Here is a 21,839-nt window from a genome sequence, read left to right on the forward strand (position 1 = left end):
AAGTTTATGTGATGAAACTTCTCGTAGATGTAACAGATGGGGCATCCATTTTTTTTGTAACTTATTGTGTTTAAAGTAGGAATATTATTTTATATAGTTGCAGAATTAGTCAGATATAGTAGAAAAGACTTGGATGTCCCATTGTTACTAAGGTTATAATTACTTTTTATTTATAAGACAAGGGTAAAATTTAAAACAAAGAAACAATTCAAATTTAAATCAAACGCTATATTATGAAAAGTAGGATACTTAAAAAACTCATTTTCCTTCTGGTATTTTTATCAGGGAGTATGATGTTTGCACAAATCACAGTTTCAGGTGTGATTTCAGACACTGGGGGACCGATTCCCGGAGTGAATGTTCTTGTACGAGGAACAACTAACGGGGCAGTTTCTGATTTTGATGGAAACTATACGTTGGATAACGTTGCAGAGGACGCTATATTAGTCTTTAGTTTTGTTGGGTTTAAATCCCAGGAAATTAATGTCAACGGACAGTCAACAATAAATATTACTATGCAAGAAGATGCTGCTGAATTAGAGCAAGTTGTTGTTGTAGGGTATGGTACAGTAAGAAAGAAAGATTTAACAGGATCTGTAGCCTCAGTAAAACCTGAAGATTTTAATCAAGGAGTGCAGACTTCTCCAGATCAATTAATTCAAGGTCGAGTGGCAGGAGTGCAAGTTACAGCCGCAAGTGGTGAGCCGGGAGCGAGTAACAATATTCGTATTCGAGGTACATCTTCTATTCGAGGAGGTAATAATCCTTTGATCGTTGTAGACGGAGTTCCTTTAGATGGAGGCGATACTAGTGCAGGATCTGATGTAGGAGCAGGTAGATCATCTGCTAGAAATCCGTTAAACTTTATCAACCCAAACGATATTGCAAGTATTGATGTGCTTAAAGATGCTTCTGCTACTGCAATTTATGGATCAAGAGGATCTAATGGTGTGGTTATTATTACTACCAAAAAAGGGAAATCAGGGAAACCTCAGTTAGATTTTTCATCTTCAGTAAGTATTTCCAGTATTGCCAATGAGTATGATTTATTAGGTGCTTCAGAATTTGCTAGCGCTGCTAATGCAATAGGAAATCCAGGGCTGGATTTTGGGCAAAATGTAGATGCTTTAGATGAAATACTAAGAACAGCAATAACTCAAAACTATAACGTTAGTTATGGTGGTGGATCAGATACTGGACGATATAGGTTTTCTTTGTCATTACAAGATCAGGAAGGAATTATAAAGAATACAGGTCAGGAAAAATATACAGGAAGCCTTAACTTAACCGAAAAGTTTTTTAACGAGAAGTTACAGATAGATACCAAATTAATTACATCTTTTATAAAAGATGAGGCAACTGCATTATCAGATAACGTTGGAGCTGAAGGGGATTTGATTATTTCAGCTTTACGTTGGAATCCTACGAGATCTTTATTTAATGATGATGGAACTTTTCTTCAGTTTAATGACAATCCTCGTAATCCATTAGCATTTTTAGAATATTATACAGATTTGGCAGAGTCAACCAATATTTTAGGGAATCTTTCTGCAACATATAGTTTTACAGATGAATTAAAATATAAATTTAATTTTGGTGTTGGGCGTACAGAATCTACAAGAAGAGTAGGAGTTTCGAGATTAATGCAAGCTAATTTTGTAAATAATGGTATAGCAGATATTCAAAGTATCTTTACCTCTAATTTATTATTCGAGCATACCCTTAGCTACAATAAACAATTAAGCGATGCTGTATATTTAAGTGCAGTAGGAGGATATTCATATCAGCAATTCGAACGTAAAGGGGATAATATTAGAGTGCAGAACTTTTCAATAGATGATCAGAATTTATATATTAATAATATCAACTTTGGGTCAGATAGACCTGCACCTACACTTAATCCAGATAATACACTTACCGGAGGTAATACATCATTTTTTAATCCTACCACAGAGTTACAATCTTATTTTGGAAGAGCTAACGTAACTTTATATGATAAGTATCTAATCACTGCAACTTTAAGGGCAGATGGATCCAGTCGTTTTGGAGAAGATAATCAATATGGATACTTTCCATCGGCAGCATTGGCATGGAGATTATCTGAAGAAGATTTTGTGCCAGAGACTTTTAGTGATCTTAAGCTAAGACTTGGATATGGTATAACAGGTAATCAAGAATTTCCTTCGGGTTCTTCTCAAACTCAGTTTACACCTGATGGATCTGGAGGTATTGTGCAATCTACAGTTGGAAACCCAGAACTACAATGGGAGAGTACAAAGCAGATTAATGCAGGGATAGATTTTGGCTTTTTTGACAATCGCTTATCAGGATCGATAGATTACTATAGTAGAAAGACCGAAGATCTTTTGTTTAGAACTCGTGTAGCTCAACAAGCACCAAACATTTTTGTATGGAGGAATTTGGATGGAGTTGAAGTAGAAAATTCAGGAATTGATATTGCTATAAATGGAGTTATCATCCAAAATGAAGATATGACTTGGGAGGTTGGTGTTAATGCTAGTTTCTTAAATAATGAAATTAATAATGTATCAACTATTTTTCCGGCAGGAATTCTAACCGGAGATTTAAATGGTCAGGGATTGACTGGACAACGAGGGCAGTTATTATTTGATGGACAACCCATAAATGCATTTTACTTACCAGTTTGGGAAGGTTTTGATGAAAATGGAGTTTCTCAATATGCAGATTTAGATGGAGATGGCGTGGATACTTCGAGTGGTATAACTGCACCTGGACAAGGTGATAGAACCTTTGTTGGAGATCCAAATCCAGATTTTACTGTTGGTATTTCATCATCATTTAAGTATAAAAAATTAGACGTAAGTGTATTCTTTAATGGAGCGTATGGACATCAAATTTATGACAATACTTCAAATGCTATTTTCACAGCGTCGGCTCTCAATTCTGGAGGTAATGTAACTCAAGAAGTGATTTCCTCTGGAGAAGCAATTCAAACACCAAAACCATCTACTCAATATTTAAAAAGTGGAGATTTTTTAAGACTTAATAATTTGACTGTTGGATATACAATAGACGATGGTAAAATAGGGAACTGGATTGAATCATTACGATTCTATGTAACCGGACAAAACTTATTTGTAATTACACCATATGATGGTTTTGATCCAGAAGTGAATACGAATAAACAGGTTGATGGAGTACCATCCTTTGGTATAGATTATTCTGCTTACCCAAGAGCAAGAACATTTTCTGTAGGATTTAATGCTAGATTTTAAAAAAATTAAAATGAAAAAAATGAAAAACATAATCATTGGTTTGATCGCAGCATTCCTTGTTTTTGGATGTACCGATCTGGATGAAGAGTTAAATGATAGTATTAACTCATCTGATTCGAGCGTTAGCGCATCAGATTTGTTAATTGGAGCATACTCTTCTTTACGAGAACTTCAACACGAGCAGGATTTATTACCCGCCTATGTACATTCTTCAGATGAATTAATACCACCTACAAGAGGAGGAGATTGGGATGACGCAGGGTTGTGGAGAGATCATCATTTACATGGTTGGACAAATACTCATGCCCATATTGATAAAACCTGGAGAGATCTTAATAGTAGAGCTTTTAATGCGCAACAAGTACTTTGTAATGGAGATGGTAGTGCAAGTGAAATCGCGCAAGCTACTTTCTTACGAACATTTCTGGACTTTTTTACAATGGATTTGTTTGGTGTAGTGCCAAGAAGAGCATGTGGTGAAGATTTATTATTACCACCCACAGAGCAATTACAAAGGATAGAAGCAGTGGATGTGTTTATTTCAGAATTAGAAGCTGTTTTTAATGATTTACCTTCTTCTGGAACTCCTGATGTTGCCACTCAAAATGCAGCAAGAATGCTTTTGGCTAAATTATATTTAAATAGAGCAGTATATAAGGCTACCGGGGCTGACGGAGGGGCGTTAGAAGGACCTTATTCTTTTGAAGCGGCAGATATGACTGCTGTTATAAATAATGTTAATGACTTAGCTGGATATACACTGGAAGATGAATATTTTAGTAGTTTTATTTCTGCAAATAGTGAAACATCATCAGAAATTATATTTGTATCGCAAAATGAACTTGGTGGAGCAACAGGTAGAATAAATAATAGATGGCATATGAGTATGCATTATAATCAACAACCAAGTGGATGGAACGGTTTTGTAGCTACCGTAGAATTGTATAACCTTTTTGAAGATAGTGATGTAAGAAAAAGTAGCGCAGTTCCTGGTATTTCTGATCAATTTGGATATAATGCAGGGTTTTTGATCGGACAACAAAGTGGTCCAGTTGATGGAGGACTTGTATTTGAAGATCTAAAAGATAGACAACAAGGGCCTTTGGTTTTTACTGAGGATGTAAATTTGTTCAATTCTAATGAAACAAGAGGTATTAGAGTTGTGAAATATACACCAAACCCAACGTTCACAGTAGAAAATAATTCTTTACAATTTGCAAATGATAATGCTCCGGGTAATGATTATGTGTTTTTTAGGTATGCAGATGCTCGCTTAATGAAAGCCGAAGCAATTCTAAGAGGAGGAACGGATACAGGAGGAGAAACCGCATTAGATATTGTTAATGAATTAAGAATGATGAGAAATGCTACGGCATTGCCTGCGGTTACCGAATCAGATATCTTAGACGAAAGATCTCGAGAATTGTATTGGGAAGGCTGGAGAAGAAATGACCAAATTCGTTTTGGCACATTTTTAGGAACCTGGCAAGAAAAAGGAAGTGCTTCTACAGCGAAGTCTTTGTTAATGCCTATTCCGGCAGAAGCAATTTCTACAAACCCTAATTTAATTCAAAATCCCGGGTATTAATAAAAATTTTGAATATTTGGATAATAAATGCAAAGTCCTTCTTCCTTTCGAAGGGCTTTGCTACTTTAGTAAAGCATATTTAGAAACTCAATTTTTAGTGGTTTCGAAATGAGGTTAAATTGTTTTTTTAAAAATACTTGATTTTTAACCATGAGTTTAATCATTGATCATTCACAAAGCAGAACCATGATACGCAAAACTTTTTTGCACTTATTTATAATAGGGTTACTAATTTCTTGTGGCCAGAAAAATGAACAACCCGTAACAAACGTAAATCAAACAAGTACACCTGCATTATTTACTAAGCTAGAGTCAGAAAAAACAGGTATTGATTTTATAAATCAAGTTACCAATCAAAAAGATTTTAACATCTTTAAGTATCGAAACTTCTATAACGGAGGTGGAGTGGCTATTGGGGATATCAATAATGATGGCCTTTCTGATATATACCTGACTTCTAATATGGGTAAAAACAAATTGTATCTGAATAAAGGAAATTTTGTGTTCGAAGATATTTCAGAATCTTCTGGAGTTAATGGGAATAGATCTTGGTCTACGGGGGTAGTTTTGGTAGATATAAATGCAGATGGTTTACTGGATATTTATGTATGTAATGCAGGAAATGTAAAAGGTGATGATCAAAAGAATGAGCTTTTTATTAATAATGGTCCTTCGACAAGCTCTGGAACCATAACTTTTACAGAAAAAGCTTCAGAATATAATCTCGCTGATAGCGGATTTACCACACATACTGCTTTTTTTGATTATGACTTAGATGGAGATTTAGACGCTTATATACTTAATAATAGTTTTATTCCTGTAAATAGTTTAGGATACTCTAATAAAAGAGAGATAAGAAGTGAAGATTGGGATCTTCCCGATATGTTTAAAGGAGGTGGAGATAAGCTATTACGTAATGATGATGGGAAATTTATAGATGTAAGCGCAAGTGCCGGAATTTATGGAAGTTTAATAGGTTTTGGTTTGGGAGTTACTGTGGGAGATATTAATGAAGATCTATTTCCTGATATCTATGTTTCTAACGATTTCTATGAGCGTGATTATTTATATATTAATAATGGTGATGGTACATTTACAGAAGATATAAAAAATAAAATGCCTCATATAAGTTTGGCATCCATGGGCGCTGATATGGCTGACCTTAATAATGATGGTAAACCAGAGGTTTTTATTACAGATATGCTTCCAGAAGACGATGAGAGACTTAAAAATACCAGTGATTTTGAACGATATGATGTTTACAAGCTAAAACAACGTAAAGATTTCTATCACCAATACATGCAAAATACGTTACATCTTAATAACGGAGATGATACGTTTTCTGAAGTTGCATTTTACAGTGGAGTGGGTAATACAGATTGGTCATGGGGAGCATTATTATTTGATATGGATAATGATGGTTATCGAGATATTTATGTATGTAATGGAATCTATCACGATCTGACAAATCAAGATTTTATGGACTTTTTTGCAGCAGAGATTTATCAAAAAATGGCAATTTCTGGAAAGCAAACCTCTCAGGATTCTATTATCAATAATATGCCAAGTGTTCCTATTCTTAATTATGCATTCAGGAATAATCAAGATCTTACCTTTTCTAATGCCACTACAGACTTTGGATTTACTGAGCCTAGTTTTTCTAATGGAGCAGCATATGGTGACTTAGATAACGATGGTGATTTAGATTTGGTAGTAAATAATGTAAACATGCCATTATTTGTGTATCAAAATAATTCAGAAAATAATTATTTGAAAGTTGAGTTAAAAGGGGCGGATAAAAATACCTTTGGTATCGGGAGTATTGTAGAAGTATATAGAGATGATGAAATATTAAGACAAGAATTGGTTCCGTCAAGAGGATTTCAATCGTCAATAGATTATAAAATGACTTTTGGGTTGGGTAAAGCGGAAAAAGTAGATTCTATAAGAGTAGTTTGGCCAGATGGGAAAACTCAAAAACTTAATACAATTAATGCAAATCAAACTATTCAATTGGATATTGTTGATGCTTCTAAAGGCATCAAAAAAACAACGAATACAGAAAATGGTTATTTTTCTGAAATAAAAACCAATATACTTAGGCATAAAGAAGACCCATATGTAGATTTTGATTATGAAGGTTTAATTCCAAAAATGTTATCTAAAGAGGGGCCAGCAATTGCAGTGGGAGATGTGAACGGAGATAAAAGAGATGATGTTTATGTTGGTGGAGCGGCAAATCAACCAGGGAATTTATATATTCAAACAAAAGATAATCAATTCTTTAAGTCTGCACAGAAAACAGTTCCATGGAAAGACAAAGAAGAAATCTCATATGAAGATACAGCGGCTTATTTTATAGACATTGACAATGATCAGGATTTAGATTTGGTTATTGGATCCGGAGGAAATTTTGCGCAAGCCAAAACTACTCAATTTAGTACAAGAATATACCTTAATGATGGTAAAGGAAATTTTTCTAAAGGACAAACGATTTTTAACGATACCAACACTTCGGTTATTGCTCCTCATGATTTTGATGGAGATGGGGATGTTGATATTTTTATTGGAAGTATTAGTGTACCCGGGATTTATGGAATAAACCCTAAAAATCAACTTTTAGAAAATGATGGTAAAGGAAACTTTAAAAATAGTATTGAATCAAAGGCTTTTAAGGCACAAGATATTGGTATGATTACCGATGCTACCTGGGAGGATGTTGATGGAGATAATAAAAAAGATTTGATTCTGGTTGGTGAATGGATGTCTCCAAAGATTTTTAAGAATAACGGTCGAAGATTAACTCTTTTACATAGTAATCTTGATAGTGTTTCGGGATGGTTTAATACAGTTAAGGCTACAGACCTTGATGAAGATGGAGATATTGATCTGATATTAGGAAACCGTGGATTAAATGCAATGTATAAAGCAAATAATCAACAACCAGCCAAAGTGTATATCAATGATTTTGACAATAACGGCACCATAGAACAGGTGTTTACTCAAACAATTAATGGAAAAGATGTTCCGATACATCTAAAGAAAGAAATAACAGGTCAAATCAATGTGCTTAAAAAACAAAATCTGAAATTCTCAGAATACGCAACTAAATCTATTGATGAGTTGTTTTCTGCAAAAGTATTACAAAATGCAATAGTTAAAAACGTAAATAATTTTGCAAGTCTGGTAGCATATAATGATGGTAATGGCAATTTTGAAATCAAAGCCTTACCTCGAGAAGCACAATTATCATGTGTTAATGCTATAGAAACTGTAGATCTTAATAATGATGGCCATTTGGATTTAATTCTGGGAGGGAACAATTATAATTTTAAACCACAATTTTCTAGGTTAGATGCTAGTAGGGGTGTTGTTTTGTTTAGTGATGGTAAAGGGAAATATATTCATGAAGAATCTTCAGGATTTTTTGTAGAAGGAGAAGTAAAAGAAATACATTGGATAAAAAACAATGAAGATAGAAAATATTTAATTTCAGGAATAAATAACCAGCCTCCAAAGATTTTTGAATTGAAAGAATAAGATTTTGATAATGGGTCTCACAGGTTTCAAAAACCTGTAAGGTCTAAACGCTAGTAACTTTTAGAAATAATAATGATCAAAAAAATAATCATAACAATTTTTGGAATACTGTTTTTTTGTTGCTGTAATAAGCGAGAATCACAATATGGAGAATTATTTGATAAAGTAGATGTAGAAACTACAAAAGTGACTTTTCAAAATAATATAAAGTCAACAGAAGATTTAAATATTTTGGATTACTTGTATTTTTATAATGGAGCTGGTGTTGCAGTTGGAGACATTAATAATGATGGCTTGGTTGATGTTTTTTTTACTTCAAATCAGGATAAGAATAGATTATATCTTAATAAAGGTAATTTTGAATTTGAAGATATTACTGAGAGAGCTGGTGTTGCTGGTCATGCCGACTGGAATACAGGTACTGTAATGGCCGATGTAAATGGGGATGGTTATTTGGATATCTATGTTTGTGCTGTAGCAGGAATTCAGGGTTTAGATGGAGTTAATGAGTTATTTATCAATAATGGGGATGCTACATTTACAGAAAAAGCATCACAATACGGATTGGATTTTGATAATTACTCTTCTACAGTTGCATTCTTTGACTATGATAATGACGGAGATTTAGATATGTATCTTCTTAATCACGCTATTCATACACAACATTCTTTTGGCAAAGCTTCTGTACGTAATAAAAGAAGCTACGAAAGTGGGGATAAATTACTTCGTAATGATGGTGCAATCTTTACCGATGTAAGTGAAGAAGCTGGAATTTTTGGAGGAGCTAATGGCTATGGATTAGGTATATCAACAGCAGATTTTAATAACGATGGATTCACTGATATTTATATAAGTAATGATTTTCATGAGGATGATTATTATTATATCAATAATAGAAATGGGACATTTAGTGAACGATTAAAAGAAAATTTTGGACATACGAGTCGTTTTTCAATGGGGAGTGATGCGACTGATATTAATCATGACGGCTTTGTTGATATTTTGACACTAGATATGACTCCCGAAGATGAAAAAGTACTAAAAGCATCTATAGGAGATGAGACGCTGGATATGCTGGATATGAGGATTCATAAATTAGGATATCATTACCAGTATACTCGTAATATGCTACAAATTAATAAGGCCGGAAAATTCTTTTCTGAAACAGCTTTACTTAGTGGTGTTGCTCAAAGTGATTGGAGTTGGTCGGCATTGTTTGCAGATTATGATCAAGATGGAGAACAAGATGTTTTTATAGCCAACGGGATACCAAAACGTCCAAATAATCTGGACTACATAAAATATATCTCTAATGAAAAAATTAAAGATAAGCTAACCAAAACCAAGTTGGTAGATAATGAAGCGTTAAGTATCATGCCATCGGGAGCAGTGCAAAATTATGTGTTTCAAGGGTCTGACGAGGTTAGATTCAAAGATCGATCAAAATCCTGGTTACCAAAGGATTCAATTATATCTACAGGAAGTGCATATGCAGATTTTGATAATGATGGAGATATTGATATTGTAACTAATAATATGAATACTCTTGTTACTTTTTATAGAAATAAAACAAACGAGACATCAAACTATGTAAAACTAAAGTTTGAATATAAAAAACCGAATGTATTTGGAATAGGAACAAAGGTGATATCGTACCATAATGGGATAGCACAATATAAACAGTTGTTTACAGCAAAAGGGTTTCAGTCTTCCTCAGAAGCGATCATTCATTTTGGGTATGGAAATACAAAAATAATAGATTCCCTTAAGGTTATTTGGCCTGATAATACCATCCAAGTCGCTGAGCATATAGAAACAAATCAAACATTAACTATTAAAGTTTTGAATAAACGAAATACGGTTAATTATGATAAAATATTTCCTGGAAAAAAAGAGTGGTTTAACAAAATAGATAGCCTACCAGGGTTACATTATGTTCATAAAGAGAATACATATATAGATTTTAATAGACAAAAACTGATTCCGTATAAGATTTCTGATCGAGGGCCTGCAACTGTTGTGGGGGATATCAACGGAGATGGAAAAGACGATATTTTCTTTGGAAGTTCAAAAAATGAAACTTCTCAAATAGTATTTCAGACCGCAACAGGTTTTGAAAATCAACAAATTGACGTTTTAGAAGATGATAAACGAAAAGAAGATGTAACTGCAATACTTGAAGATCTTAATGGAGATGGTAAAAAAGATCTTTTAGTAGCCTCTTCTGGTGGAGAATACTATGGGACATCAAAAGAGCTTGTAGATCGCTTATATCTTAATTCAGATACAGGTTTGTTTAAGGCTGAATTTCCTGAGATTTTCGAACATGAATCTGTTATTAAACCATATGATATAGATGCTGATGGGGATCTGGACCTTTTTATAGGAGCATATGCAGTATCTAATGATTTTGGGAATATTCCGAACTCCTATATGTTGATAAATGATAATGGTAGTTTTAGAAAAAAAGAGGATACAGCTTTACAGAAAGTAGGAATGGTTACCGATGCTCTTTGGAATGATTTTGATGGGGATGGACTTCATGACTTAATCGTAGTTGGAGAATGGATGTCTCCTCATTTTTTTAAGAATGATAATGGGAGGTTGTTAGATGTTACATCTTCTGTCTTAAAAGAGAACATGAATGGTTTATGGCAATCTATAATAGCATTTGATATTGATAATGATGGTGATAACGATTATATGCTGGGAAACTTTGGACTCAATTCTAAATTTAAGGCATCAATAGATTTTCCGTTACGATTATATTATTCTGATTTTGATGATAATAAAAAGACAGAAACTATTGTTGCTATTCCCAAAAATGGGAACTATTATACTGCACTTGGACTCGATGAATTATCAAGTCAGTTAAATTTTCTAAGGAAAAAATTCACTTCCTATTCGGCCTTTGCAGGAAAAACAGTAGAAGAAATTTTTGGAACTAAATTATTAGATAAAGCAACTTTGCTTGAAGCACATCAATTAGCATCAGGGTATTTAAAAAATGATACTGGAAAATTTACTTTCGTTCCTTTTAAAGATGTACTACAAACTTCACCCATTACAAGTATGCTAAAATATGATTTTAATGATGATGGAAAAGAAGAAGTTCTAATGGCAGGTAATTATTTTGGAGTAATACCATATCATGGTAGATTTGATAGCTTTGCTGGAGCAGTACTTCAAAAAAATGGAGACGTAATTGAAGGAAGTGAATTGAATATTAACCTTACTCAAAAATCAGTACGAGGGCTAAATATCATTAATTTTGCTGCTCACACTTATTTACTAATTACCATTAACAATGCAGAATCTGAGATTTATGAATTTTCTAAATAATAAACAGAATTTCCTAAAAATGTTCAAAGGACAAAAAGGACTTTTATATCTTTTCCTATTCTTGGTAGTATTAAGTTCTTGTCAAAAAGAAACTATTCAAATAGAAATTACACAAGATAATTATCACAATACAGTGGATAAAATTACCGAAGTGATGGTTCATGATATATTTTCTCCTCCTGTAGCGAGTAGAATATATAACTATCCTAATATTGCAGCATACGAAGTTATTTGCCAGGAAAATAAGAGGTATAGAACTTTATCGGGTAAATTACATGGACTTACTGCAATTCCTAAGGCAGATACAACTCTAAAAATTAATTATAAAGTTGCAGCACTGGTAGCCTATCTGGATGTAGGTAAAGAACTTGTTTTTTCGGAAGATAAAATAGAAGTCTATAGAGATAGTTTGTACAATTCATGGAAAGGAATTAATGAAACAAGTTTTATAACTTCTAAAGCATATGGGCAGCAAGTGGCACAGCACATAAAAGATTGGTTGTCTAAGGATAACTATGCGCAAACGCGTACCATGCCTAAATTTACAGTAAATACAGATGATCCTGCTCGTTGGCAACCTACACCACCAGATTATATGGATGGGATTGAACCTCATTGGAGGGAGATTAGGGCTTCTATTATTGATTCTGCATCACAGTTTACACCAACAAAACATCCCGATTTTTCCTTAGAAAAGGATTCTCCTTTTTATAAAGAAGTATTAGAGACGTATGAGATTGGAAAAGAAATAAAAGCAGAAGGAGAAACTTCAGAAAAAATCCAAATAGCTCAATTCTGGGACTGCAATCCATATGTGTCAACACATAAAGGACACCTTATGTTTGCTACAAAAAAGATTACTCCAGGAGCACATTGGATCGGGATTTGTAAAATTGCCTGTCGGAAAACAGATGCAGGTTTTGCAAAAACGGTATATGCATATACAAAAACATCTATAGCCATCTCTGATGCATTTATAAGTTGCTGGGATGAGAAGTACAGAAGTAATTTGATACGTCCAGAAACGCTAATAAATCAGCATATTGATGAGCATTGGGAACCAGTTCTACAAACACCACCTTTTCCAGAATATACCAGCGGACATTCGGTAGTTTCTGGAGCTGCCTCGACAGTGTTAACCGAGATTTATGGAGATAATTTTGCTTTTAATGATGATACCGAAGTACAGTATGGACTTCCCATTCGATCTTTTAACTCTTTTAACTTAGCAGCAGATGAAGCCGCAATTAGTAGGTTATATGGCGGAATCCACTATCGTGCAGCCATAGATTTAGGTTTGGAACAAGGACGAAAACTAGGAGGCTTTGTGGTCAAAAAACTTCAGATGATAAATGAAAATGTCAAAACAGATAGCAATGAATAGCATATAAATGATGAAGAAAGTAGTGATTGTTATAATAACCCTGCTTTTGGGATTAGCCGTGTGGTATTTATATATTAAAAAATATGACTACGAGATTAGCTTCAAAGCAAATGCAGCTCCAGGAAGTGTATATGATCAGGTAAAAAACCTTAGATCGAGTGCAAAAACTAATGATATCAAAGAAATTTATCCTTATGAATCGTTACAACAGAAGATAGTGGTTGATAAAATACCAGTTACATTAGAGTGGAATTTTAAAAGTATAGGGGATACCGTTACCAAAATAGATGTTGGTATTATCTCTCAAGATCATTCGTTTACAAATCGACTGAATGTGCTCATTGGAGCTTCAACGATTATAGACTCTGTAAAGAGTAATCTTATCGATTTCAGAAAAAAAATAATGAACTATACAAATAGTTTTATGGTAGTCATTGATGGGGAAGCAGAGTTGCCTGAAATGGAATTTATTTCAGTTTCTTCTAAAACCAAACGATATAGGAAAGCTAACGAAATGATGAGATCTAATGCATATCTATATCCTATGTTGACTAAAAACGATATACAAAAAACAGGTTTTCCTTTTGTAAATATCAGTAATTGGGATACTAAAACAGATTCTATTCACCTTGATTTTGGATTTCCTATACGGTACCAGGATTCATTGCCAGTTGGTTCAGGAATTAATGTCGGAAAAATAAAGTCTAAAAAGGCTTTGAAAGCTACGTATCATGGGAACTATAGAAATAGTGATGAAGCATGGTTTGTATTATTAGCCTACGCAAGGAAAAATGATATTTTAGTAGAAAATACACCGTTAGAGATTTTTTACAATAACCCAATGCAAGGAGGAAATGAGCTAGAATGGAAAGCAGAAATATTTCTACCGATCAAAGATGAGTATGCTGAAGAATGAATAGTGTTTTAAAATTAATTTATATAATAGCATAGAATAGCATAGAAAATCATTATTTTTATCAAAAGAATAATTTTCTATTGAAGAAATATTGTTAAAATATATAAGTAATCACTCCTTTTTTAAGAACTTCCTACGAGATTTTGCTTAGAAAATAAGTTGTTGTATTGCATTTAAACATTAGGATATGACCAAAAAACACATCATCGCATTTGATCAGGGGACCACAAGTACTAGGGCTATTATTTTTAACGATCTAGGAGAGATATGTGGTGTTGCCCAAAAAGAATTAACACAACATTATCCTAAATCAGGATGGGTTGAACATGATCCGCTTGAAATTTTTATGCATCAGCAAGAAGTTCTTGAAGAAGTATTGAAGACATCTGGATTACGTATCGAAGAAGTTGCTGCTATAGGAATCACTAATCAAAGAGAAACGACAGTTGTTTGGGATAAAACTACAGGAAAGCCTATTTATAATGCGATAGTTTGGTTGGATAAAAGAACTACCAAGATTTGTGAACACCTCAAATCAAAAGGATTAGATGAATATGTATCTAAGCATACGGGGTTGGTGATTGATTCTTATTTTTCTGGAACAAAATTAAAATGGATATTGGATCATGTCGAAGGTGCCAGAGAAAAAGCAATAAATGGAGATCTTTTATTCGGAACAATAGATACTTGGTTAATCTGGAAATTTACTAATGGAGCTAAGCATGTTACAGATCATTCTAATGCATCGAGAACGATGCTTTATAATATCATTGATTTAGACTGGGATGACACATTATTAAAGGCAATGGATATTCCTAAATCGGTACTGCCTCAAGTACAATATTCTTCTTCAGATTTTGGGAATATTAATTACCAGGGGTATGATATTCCCATTTATGGAGTAGCAGGAGATCAACAAGCCTCATTATTTGGACAAGGAGGATATACCTCTGGAATTGCTAAAAATACGTACGGGACAGGGTGTTTTATGTTACTTAATACAGGTAAAAAACCATATAAATCCAAAAATGGTTTACTAACTACATTATGTTGTAGCTTACCAGAAGATAATATTAAATATGCGCTAGAAGGGAGTATTTTTGTGGGAGGAGCATCTGTACAGTGGTTACGAGATAAACTTCAAATTATTGATAACGCTTCAGAAACAGAAGCTATTTGTAAATCCACTCCTACTTCTGATGAATTATATGTTGTACCGGCATTTGCAGGATTAGGAGCTCCATATTGGGATATGGAAGCCAAAGGAGCAATTTATGGACTTACATTGGATTCTGGTAAAAATGAAATAATCAAAGCTACAATAGAGGCATTGGCTTACCAAACGCGAGATGTACTGGAAGCTATGGTAGAAGATAGCGGCAAACAGATGAAAGAACTTAAGGTAGATGGCGGTGCATCAGCAAATAATTATTTAATGCAATTTCAGTCAGATATTCTTAATGTAGCAGTAGATCGTCCAAAAATGTTAGAAGTTACTGCTATGGGTGCGGCATTTTTAGCAGGAATTAAGGCTGGAATATGGACAAAAAAAGATATTTCAAAAATTAGAACCATAGACACAATATTTACTCCAGAAATTACGGCACATGAACGCAGTCGTAAGTATACTGGATGGCAACAAGCAGTGGCTCGTACCAAGACAGTGAATAAAAATATGTTAGCTGTGAAAGAGGACGGACCTATTCGTTTTTCTGTCTTAGATAGAGAGATGCAATTGCGGAGTGCAAAAAATGAAAAATATGACCTTGTTGTCATAGGAGGTGGAGTAACCGGAGCTGGAATAGCATTGGATGCGGCATCCAGAGGGTTAAAAGTGTGTTTGGTAGAAAAAAATGACTTTGCTTCAGGAACCAGTAATAAATCAACAAAGCTTATCCATGGTGGCCTTAGATATCTTAAACAGATGGAAATAGGCTTGGTAAAAGAATCGGGTAGTGAACGTGCAACAGTGCATAAACTTGCTCCCCATCTAGTGGTCCCCGAAAAAATGCTATTGCCTCTTATCGAAGGAGGTACGTATGGAAAATTTATGGCATCTGTAGGGTTAAAAGTTTATGATTTTCTTGCCAATGTAGAAGGGGATGACAAAAGAAAAATGTTAAGTGCGCAGGAAACATTAGAAAAGGAACCATTACTTAGTAAAGATGGACTTACAGGAGGAGGATACTATGCAGAATATAGAACAGATGATGCAAGACTTACTGTAGAATTACTTAAAAAGGCGGCTTCTTTTGGAGCAAATAGTATAAACTATTGCGAAATGACTTCTTTTAATTATGATGAAGAAGGTAAGATTAAAAGTCTAAAATGTATTGATCACAATACGAAGAAAAGTTTCACGATACGCTCTAGAAATTTTGTTTCTGCGGCGGGTCCATGGGTGGATCTTTTACGAGAAAAAGATCATTCTATGAATAATAAGCACCTGCATCTTACCAAAGGAGTTCATCTTGTTTTCTCTAGAGAGCGTTTTCCGCTTACTCAGTCCATTTATTTTGATGTTCCCGATGGAAGGATGATTTTTGCAATTCCGAGAGGAAGAGCTACCTATGTGGGGACTACAGATACAAACTATAGTGCAAACCTTAATCGTGTCGTAGCAACCACTATGGATGCTCAGTATCTTTTGGATGCTATTAATAATATGTTTCCTACGGTACACTTAAGTCAGGAAGATATAGAATCAAATTGGGCAGGACTTAGACCATTGATTCATGAAGATGGAAAGGATCCCTCAGAACTATCCAGAAAAGATGAAATTTTTGTATCAAAAACGGGGTTAATCTCTATTGCAGGAGGAAAACTTACCGGATATAGAAAGATGGCACAACGAGTAATTGATACAGTACTTAAGACAATGAGTGCTAAAAGGAGAGACAAATTTTCTAAGTCTCATACAGAGCAAATTCCTCTTACGAGCACACCACTTGAAGATACTGCAGCCGTAAATGTATATCTGGATCATATTACATTACGACTTAAAGAATTAAAAAATGATGACCCCTATTATGGATGGTATTTGGCTACTACTTATGGCAAACAAGCAGATATTATTATAGATAAGGTAAATTACTTTTTAAACGATTCTGTTAAAGAAAAATTAATACGAGCAGAGTTATGGTATAGTGTACATCATGAAATGACCAATGGTTTGGCAGACTTTTTTGTTAGGAGAACAGGGAGGCTCTATTTTGATATCCAAAGTGTACATCAGTATAGGTCCTTAGTTCAGGAAGATCTAATAAAATATTTAAGATGGGATGAAATTCGTCTTAAAGCAGAAAACAAATATTTAGATCTTTTATTACAAGATGCAGCTACTTATTATGAAAAAGAATTTGAATAGAAAAGAAAAAACTATTTTAGAGTTAAAATTGCCCTACTATTCCTATTTGCCCTGCTCCTAGTTTAAGGTTCCAACGTATCTTATTTTCTTTATTGTTGTAAGCATAGCGTTCTGTCCTTTTTAAGTATTTATCGATACCATCAACGATAACGATACTTAAAGCTGTACTCAAAACAACATCTGTAAGCCAATGCGCCCCTTCCCATAAACGAGATATTGGTGATAACATTCCAATGGCATAAATACCTCCTTTTATATATGGGTTTTTAAACTGTTTTCCTATAGCATAAGCGGTCGTAACTGAAAGAATAGCATGCCCTGAAGGAAAAGAATGAAACCCGGCATCACCTCCAGAATAAAACCGAAAACTTAGATTTCCTTCTCCTGTAAGTGGTCGTGCTCGCCCTATTAAGGTCTTACTTACCGTCTGGAGCAATCCTCCAGCTGTTGCAGAAGCAATTAGTAATACTCCAGTTTTTCTTATTTTTTCATTTTTTGTAATTAACCCTAATGCATATACGCTACTTGTTAAACCATAATTTAATAAAGGTTTCCCAAAACGAAAACTTACTTCCCTTATCCCGCTGGGGATATCTTCTCCTTGTTTTGTAAAATACTCATTGGCAGGTTCATCAAGGGCTAGTAAAGTTGCTGTTCCTGCTACTATTCCGCCAAAGGTGGCCCAATCTTTTCCTTTCCATCTAAAGGGTTGAGTATAGGTGTGTTTTACTCCTTTATAAATTGAAGCTCCATCATATTTGATCATCTGCCAGGTCGTCATTTCTCCTTCAGAATCTTGAGAATGAATTGAGGTTGTAATGAAAACTAACAGAGTATAAGTAAGTAGGGTCTTGAAATAATTCATAGTAAAAATTTACGAAGCAAAAATAGTAACTTCTTAATAATAACGAATATATCTATTCATATAAAAAAACAAAACCCAAATATAAATTTGAGCCTCTGATGAAATCATAAATATAATGATTTAACCTTTATGTACTTAACAGACGAAGAAATTATACCTTCTTTAGATACATTTTTTGAAACTGAGAAGGGGATATACCACTTTTTTGTTTAAATAATTTTGAGAAATGAGAATAATCATCATATCCAAGATCCCAGGCAATTTCTGCAAGATTATTTTCAGAATATAAGATTTGTCTTTTGGCTTCTAAAATGACTCTTTCCAGAATAAGGTCTGTAGTTGTTTTTCCAATAGTCTCTTTACAGATTCGATTTAAATGTTTAACACTAATATTCATGATTTCGGCATAGGCGAGAGCAGATTTTAATGTTTTATACTTCTCTTCTATCAATTGTTCGAACTTATATAACTTCATGGTAAAGTTTTTAGAATTTACCAGGTCTTCAAGGCTATCCTTTAATACAAGTCGAGATAATTCTATATAGATTAGATCAATGAGGTTGACTAATTTTTGCTTTTTTAATGGTGCAGAAGAACGTGTTTCATTTAGAATAGAGATAAAAAGTGGTTCGATAGAGGACATAGTCTCTTTGTTGAGGTAAATCGATGGAGAGTTTTGGTTTGAAAAGAAGAAAGGAAATATATTAAGGTTTTTATTTTGACAAATAGCTTCATAAAATTCTTTAGAATGAAAAAAGATATACCCTTTTCCTGGTTTTGTAAATTTCCAAGAATGGGTTTGCCCTGGTCTTAAAAGGAAAATAGATCCTGGTTTGATTGAATAAGATTCAAAATCGATCTCATGAATTCCTTCCCCTTCTATAAATAGAACCGAAAGGTAAAAATTATGCTTGTGAGGATGAGATATTATATCCCGATTATTACGTAGATGGGATTCAAAATCATTAGCATAAAAACTCTCAATATCACCGGTATCGTGAAATTGAGTAATATCTAAAATAGGAAGTTTCATGATATATTAGAGTCAATGTCTTAATTGTACAAATAAAGGTGTTAATAATAAAACAGGCAAATGTCTATCAATGTATATCTTGCAATAAAGAAAAGTTAGTTTATAAGAACTTAGAGAATATCTTATGAAGAAAATATTCAAAGTATAGATGTGGGGATGTTTTTATGATAAATCGATGTATTTCTTTGTGATGATGTTGGATTTATGCAATACTATGAAGTACAGTTAACAATTAAGGCAAAATTTTGGCAATACTAAAAGCCAAATGTAAATATGATTTTTTTAGGAAATATAAAGGAATATCTTCAGCTAGAAACTATTAATAGTCAAAACAATGATGTATTAAAAAAAACTATCGAAAGTAGCTTAACTATTTTATGGTTTGAATCTGATTTGAATGAATTAATAATAGATGGAAAGAGTCATATATTTTTTAAAAATCAAATTGTGTTTTTAACCGAGTTTCATCGCGTTATTATAAAAGATATAAAACAGATTAGATTTCTTCGATTTAATAGACCTTTCTATTGTATTCTTGATCATGACACAGAAGTGGGATGTAAAGGTATTTTGTTTTTTGGAGCATCACAGTTACCTGTTATTCAGATTCCCGAAGAAGAAGTAGATAAGTTCGAAACCTTATGGAAAATGTTTACTATAGAAATGCAATCTGATGATAGTTTGCAAATAGAGATGTTGCAAATGATGTTAAAACGCTATCTTATTCTATGTGCCAGAATTTATAAGTCTCAGGAAAACTATCCTAGCAAAAAAGAAGATTCTGATATGGTAAGAGAATTTAATTTTTTGGTAGAACAGCATTTTAAAACAAAACATAGTGTTTCAGAATATGCGGGTTTATTGCATAAATCCCCAAAAACATTGTCTAATATTTTTTCTAAGATAGGATCAAAAAGACCTTTACAATACATACAAGATCGAAAAATGTTAGAAGCAAGAAGGCTTTTACATTATACGAATAAGCAAATAAAAGAAATAGCCTATGAAATCGGTTATGATGATATTCAAACCTTTAGTCGTTTTTTCAAAAAACAAGAAGGTATTTCCCCTTCAGAGTTTAAAGAAAAAATAAGTGAGGAAAAATTGCCAACACTTCGGGAATAGTTACCTAACAACTGCTCTGTTTTCTGAGCCATCTTTGCATTGTCAAATTGAGTATTAACCTTAAAAAAAAGAGACAATGAAAAATGTAATAGTAACCATAGTTTTATTAATATCGGGATTAACAAGTGTATATGCACAGCTTCCTGATCCGGGATTTATTGTAGATGAGAATACAGCCATAGTAATTACAGATCCACAAAATGATTTTTTAAGCCCTGATGGCGTAACTTGGGGAGTTGTGGGAGAAAGTGTAACCGCTAATAATACGGTAGATAATATCGAAGCATTATTTAAGGTAGCAAAAGAAAAAAACATACCAGTTTTTGTTTCTCCACACTACTATTACCCTCATGATCATACATGGAAGATAGAAGGAGCTTTAGAAGCTTTGATGCATAAAATCAATATGTTTGATAGAAAAGATGCTTTGTCGCTAGACGGTTTTGAAGGATCAGGAGCAGATTGGCTGGATACCTATAAAAAATACATCAAAGGAGATAATGTTATTGTGACAAGCCCTCATAAAGTGTATGGGCCAGAATCTAACGATTTGGCGTTACAATTGCGTAAACACGGCTATGGTAAAGTAATATTGGCAGGAATGTCTGCTAATTTATGTACAGAATCTCATATGAGAGATCTTGTAGAATCAGGTTTTGATGTAGCGGTAGTAAAAGATGCAACTGCAGGAGCAATTTTACCAGGTATGAATGCTTATGAAGCTGCTGTGGTAAATTTTCAAATGATTGCGAGTCATGTGTATACTACCAAAGAAATAGTAAAAGAAATAAAGAGTACGAAAAAATAAACGACATTAATAATATCAGAAGTAGTGATTTTGATTAATTCGTGATTAATACCAGTTATAGTTTGGGTATACTGTAAAAGAAAAAAAACATTTTATTGCAGTAAACTCAAATTGTAAATGGTATGAGCAAACCCTTGACAGATTTTTCTGTACAAGGGTTTACTTTTTGAGAAATGTTGTATTTATATTGTAAGGAAACATAATAGTGTTACGTCTTATTGGTGTTACGCAATACAATCGAAACGGGTTTTTCTTATCGAAAATTAAATATATTTGAACAAAAAAGAGAACTATTTATGATGGACATATTTGAATACTTAACGGGCAGAGGAGGTTTGTTGATATTAGGTTTGTTTGCTGTTATTGTTTTATTGTATAATAAAATAAAAGCCAGAATGTATTTTAAAAGACCTACTAAAAAGAAGAAATAAACAACTAATATTATTCTGTTATGGGAATCAAACAGATTAAAAAATTAATAAATACACCCGTTGTGCATTTAGAAAAAGTTGCGCAAACTGCTAAAAGGCAGTAAATTGTAGTTACGACACTATAATTCATATGCACAACTTTCAAGCAAATTACGATAAAATACTCAAGGTTTTAAAAGGATT

Annotated in this window: 12 protein-coding genes; 10 read left to right on the plus strand and 2 right to left on the minus strand. The window is 33.4% G+C overall.

The features are described 5' to 3' along the window. The first annotated feature begins 233 nt into the window (after positions 1–233). The 7 genes from FOF46_RS14850 (at position 234) to glpK (ending at position 17,394) form a co-directional block, all read left to right on the plus strand. Positions 234–3,257: a SusC/RagA family TonB-linked outer membrane protein gene (locus FOF46_RS14850; protein WP_143916994.1), complete on the plus strand. Its 3,024-nt coding sequence runs from the start codon at positions 234–236 to the stop codon at positions 3,255–3,257. A 19-nt stretch (positions 3,258–3,276) separates the two neighbouring features. After that, on the plus strand, positions 3,277–4,845 hold the full coding sequence (locus FOF46_RS14855) for a RagB/SusD family nutrient uptake outer membrane protein (protein WP_167571850.1): 1,569 nt from the start codon (positions 3,277–3,279) through the stop codon (positions 4,843–4,845). 186 nt (positions 4,846–5,031) lie between these two features. Continuing rightward, positions 5,032–8,385, plus strand: a complete 3,354-nt coding sequence (locus FOF46_RS14860; RefSeq protein ID WP_143916996.1) for a VCBS repeat-containing protein — start codon at positions 5,032–5,034, stop codon at positions 8,383–8,385. 72 nt (positions 8,386–8,457) lie between these two features. Next, complete coding sequence (locus tag FOF46_RS14865; RefSeq protein WP_143916997.1) at positions 8,458–11,727, plus strand: VCBS repeat-containing protein; 3,270 nt, start codon at positions 8,458–8,460, stop codon at positions 11,725–11,727. After that, the gene (locus FOF46_RS14870; RefSeq protein ID WP_407933696.1) at positions 11,711–13,111 is read left to right on the plus strand and encodes a vanadium-dependent haloperoxidase; all 1,401 of its coding nucleotides are present in this window, start codon (positions 11,711–11,713) and stop codon (positions 13,109–13,111) included. Before FOF46_RS14865 ends, FOF46_RS14870 begins: the two co-directional genes overlap by 17 nt. A 7-nt stretch (positions 13,112–13,118) precedes the next feature. Next, positions 13,119–14,027 (plus strand): GyrI-like domain-containing protein, encoded by a 909-nt coding sequence (locus tag FOF46_RS14875; protein WP_143916998.1) that lies wholly within the window; start codon positions 13,119–13,121, stop codon positions 14,025–14,027. A gap of 187 nt (positions 14,028–14,214) precedes the next feature. Continuing rightward, positions 14,215–17,394, plus strand: coding sequence for a glycerol kinase GlpK (glpK, locus tag FOF46_RS14880; protein ID WP_143916999.1), 3,180 nt, complete (start codon positions 14,215–14,217; stop codon positions 17,392–17,394). A 22-nt stretch (positions 17,395–17,416) separates the two neighbouring features. On the opposite strand, the gene FOF46_RS14885 is transcribed toward glpK, so the two are convergent. Continuing rightward, positions 17,417–18,259 carry a phosphatase PAP2 family protein gene (locus FOF46_RS14885; protein WP_109434154.1) on the minus strand — a complete coding sequence of 281 codons (843 nt, stop codon included), beginning with the start codon at positions 18,257–18,259 and terminating at the stop codon, positions 17,417–17,419. 151 nt (positions 18,260–18,410) lie between these two features. Further along, positions 18,411–19,292, minus strand: a complete 882-nt coding sequence (locus tag FOF46_RS14890) for an AraC family transcriptional regulator (RefSeq protein WP_143917000.1) — start codon at positions 19,290–19,292, stop codon at positions 18,411–18,413. A 273-nt stretch (positions 19,293–19,565) separates the two neighbouring features. On the opposite strand from FOF46_RS14890, the gene FOF46_RS14895 reads away from it, so the two are divergent. The 3 genes from FOF46_RS14895 to FOF46_RS32955 all read left to right on the plus strand — a co-directional run bounded on the left by FOF46_RS14895 (position 19,566) and on the right by FOF46_RS32955 (position 21,656). Further along, positions 19,566–20,417 (plus strand): helix-turn-helix transcriptional regulator, encoded by an 852-nt coding sequence (locus FOF46_RS14895; RefSeq protein WP_143917001.1) that lies wholly within the window; start codon positions 19,566–19,568, stop codon positions 20,415–20,417. 76 nt (positions 20,418–20,493) lie between these two features. Beyond that, entirely contained in the window at positions 20,494–21,225 is a 732-nt protein-coding gene (locus FOF46_RS14900; protein WP_143917002.1) for a cysteine hydrolase family protein, read from the plus strand. A gap of 296 nt (positions 21,226–21,521) precedes the next feature. Next, positions 21,522–21,656 carry a hypothetical protein gene (locus FOF46_RS32955; protein WP_255412203.1) on the plus strand — a complete coding sequence of 45 codons (135 nt, stop codon included), beginning with the start codon at positions 21,522–21,524 and terminating at the stop codon, positions 21,654–21,656. Positions 21,657–21,839 lie beyond the last annotated feature (183 nt).

It is taken from the genome of Aquimarina algiphila (assembly GCF_007489275.1).
Classification (GTDB): domain Bacteria; phylum Bacteroidota; class Bacteroidia; order Flavobacteriales; family Flavobacteriaceae; genus Aquimarina; species Aquimarina algiphila.

Excerpts from the sequence above, each read along its gene's own strand:
- FOF46_RS14850 (WP_143916994.1), top strand. The coding sequence starts at position 234 with ATGAAAAGTAGGATACTTAAAAAACTCATTTTCCTTCTGGTATTTTTA.
- FOF46_RS14855 (WP_167571850.1), top strand. The coding sequence starts at position 3,277 with ATGAAAAACATAATCATTGGTTTGATCGCAGCATTCCTTGTTTTTGGA.
- FOF46_RS14860 (WP_143916996.1), top strand. The coding sequence starts at position 5,032 with ATGATACGCAAAACTTTTTTGCACTTATTTATAATAGGGTTACTAATT.
- FOF46_RS14865 (WP_143916997.1), top strand. The coding sequence starts at position 8,458 with ATGATCAAAAAAATAATCATAACAATTTTTGGAATACTGTTTTTTTGT.
- FOF46_RS14870 (WP_407933696.1), top strand. The coding sequence starts at position 11,711 with ATGAATTTTCTAAATAATAAACAGAATTTCCTAAAAATGTTCAAAGGA.
- FOF46_RS14875 (WP_143916998.1), top strand. The coding sequence starts at position 13,119 with ATGATGAAGAAAGTAGTGATTGTTATAATAACCCTGCTTTTGGGATTA.
- glpK (WP_143916999.1), top strand. The coding sequence starts at position 14,215 with ATGACCAAAAAACACATCATCGCATTTGATCAGGGGACCACAAGTACT.
- FOF46_RS14885 (WP_109434154.1), bottom strand. The coding sequence starts at position 18,259 with ATGAATTATTTCAAGACCCTACTTACTTATACTCTGTTAGTTTTCATT.
- FOF46_RS14890 (WP_143917000.1), bottom strand. The coding sequence starts at position 19,292 with ATGAAACTTCCTATTTTAGATATTACTCAATTTCACGATACCGGTGAT.
- FOF46_RS14895 (WP_143917001.1), top strand. The coding sequence starts at position 19,566 with ATGATTTTTTTAGGAAATATAAAGGAATATCTTCAGCTAGAAACTATT.
- FOF46_RS14900 (WP_143917002.1), top strand. The coding sequence starts at position 20,494 with ATGAAAAATGTAATAGTAACCATAGTTTTATTAATATCGGGATTAACA.
- FOF46_RS32955 (WP_255412203.1), top strand. The coding sequence starts at position 21,522 with ATGATGGACATATTTGAATACTTAACGGGCAGAGGAGGTTTGTTGATA.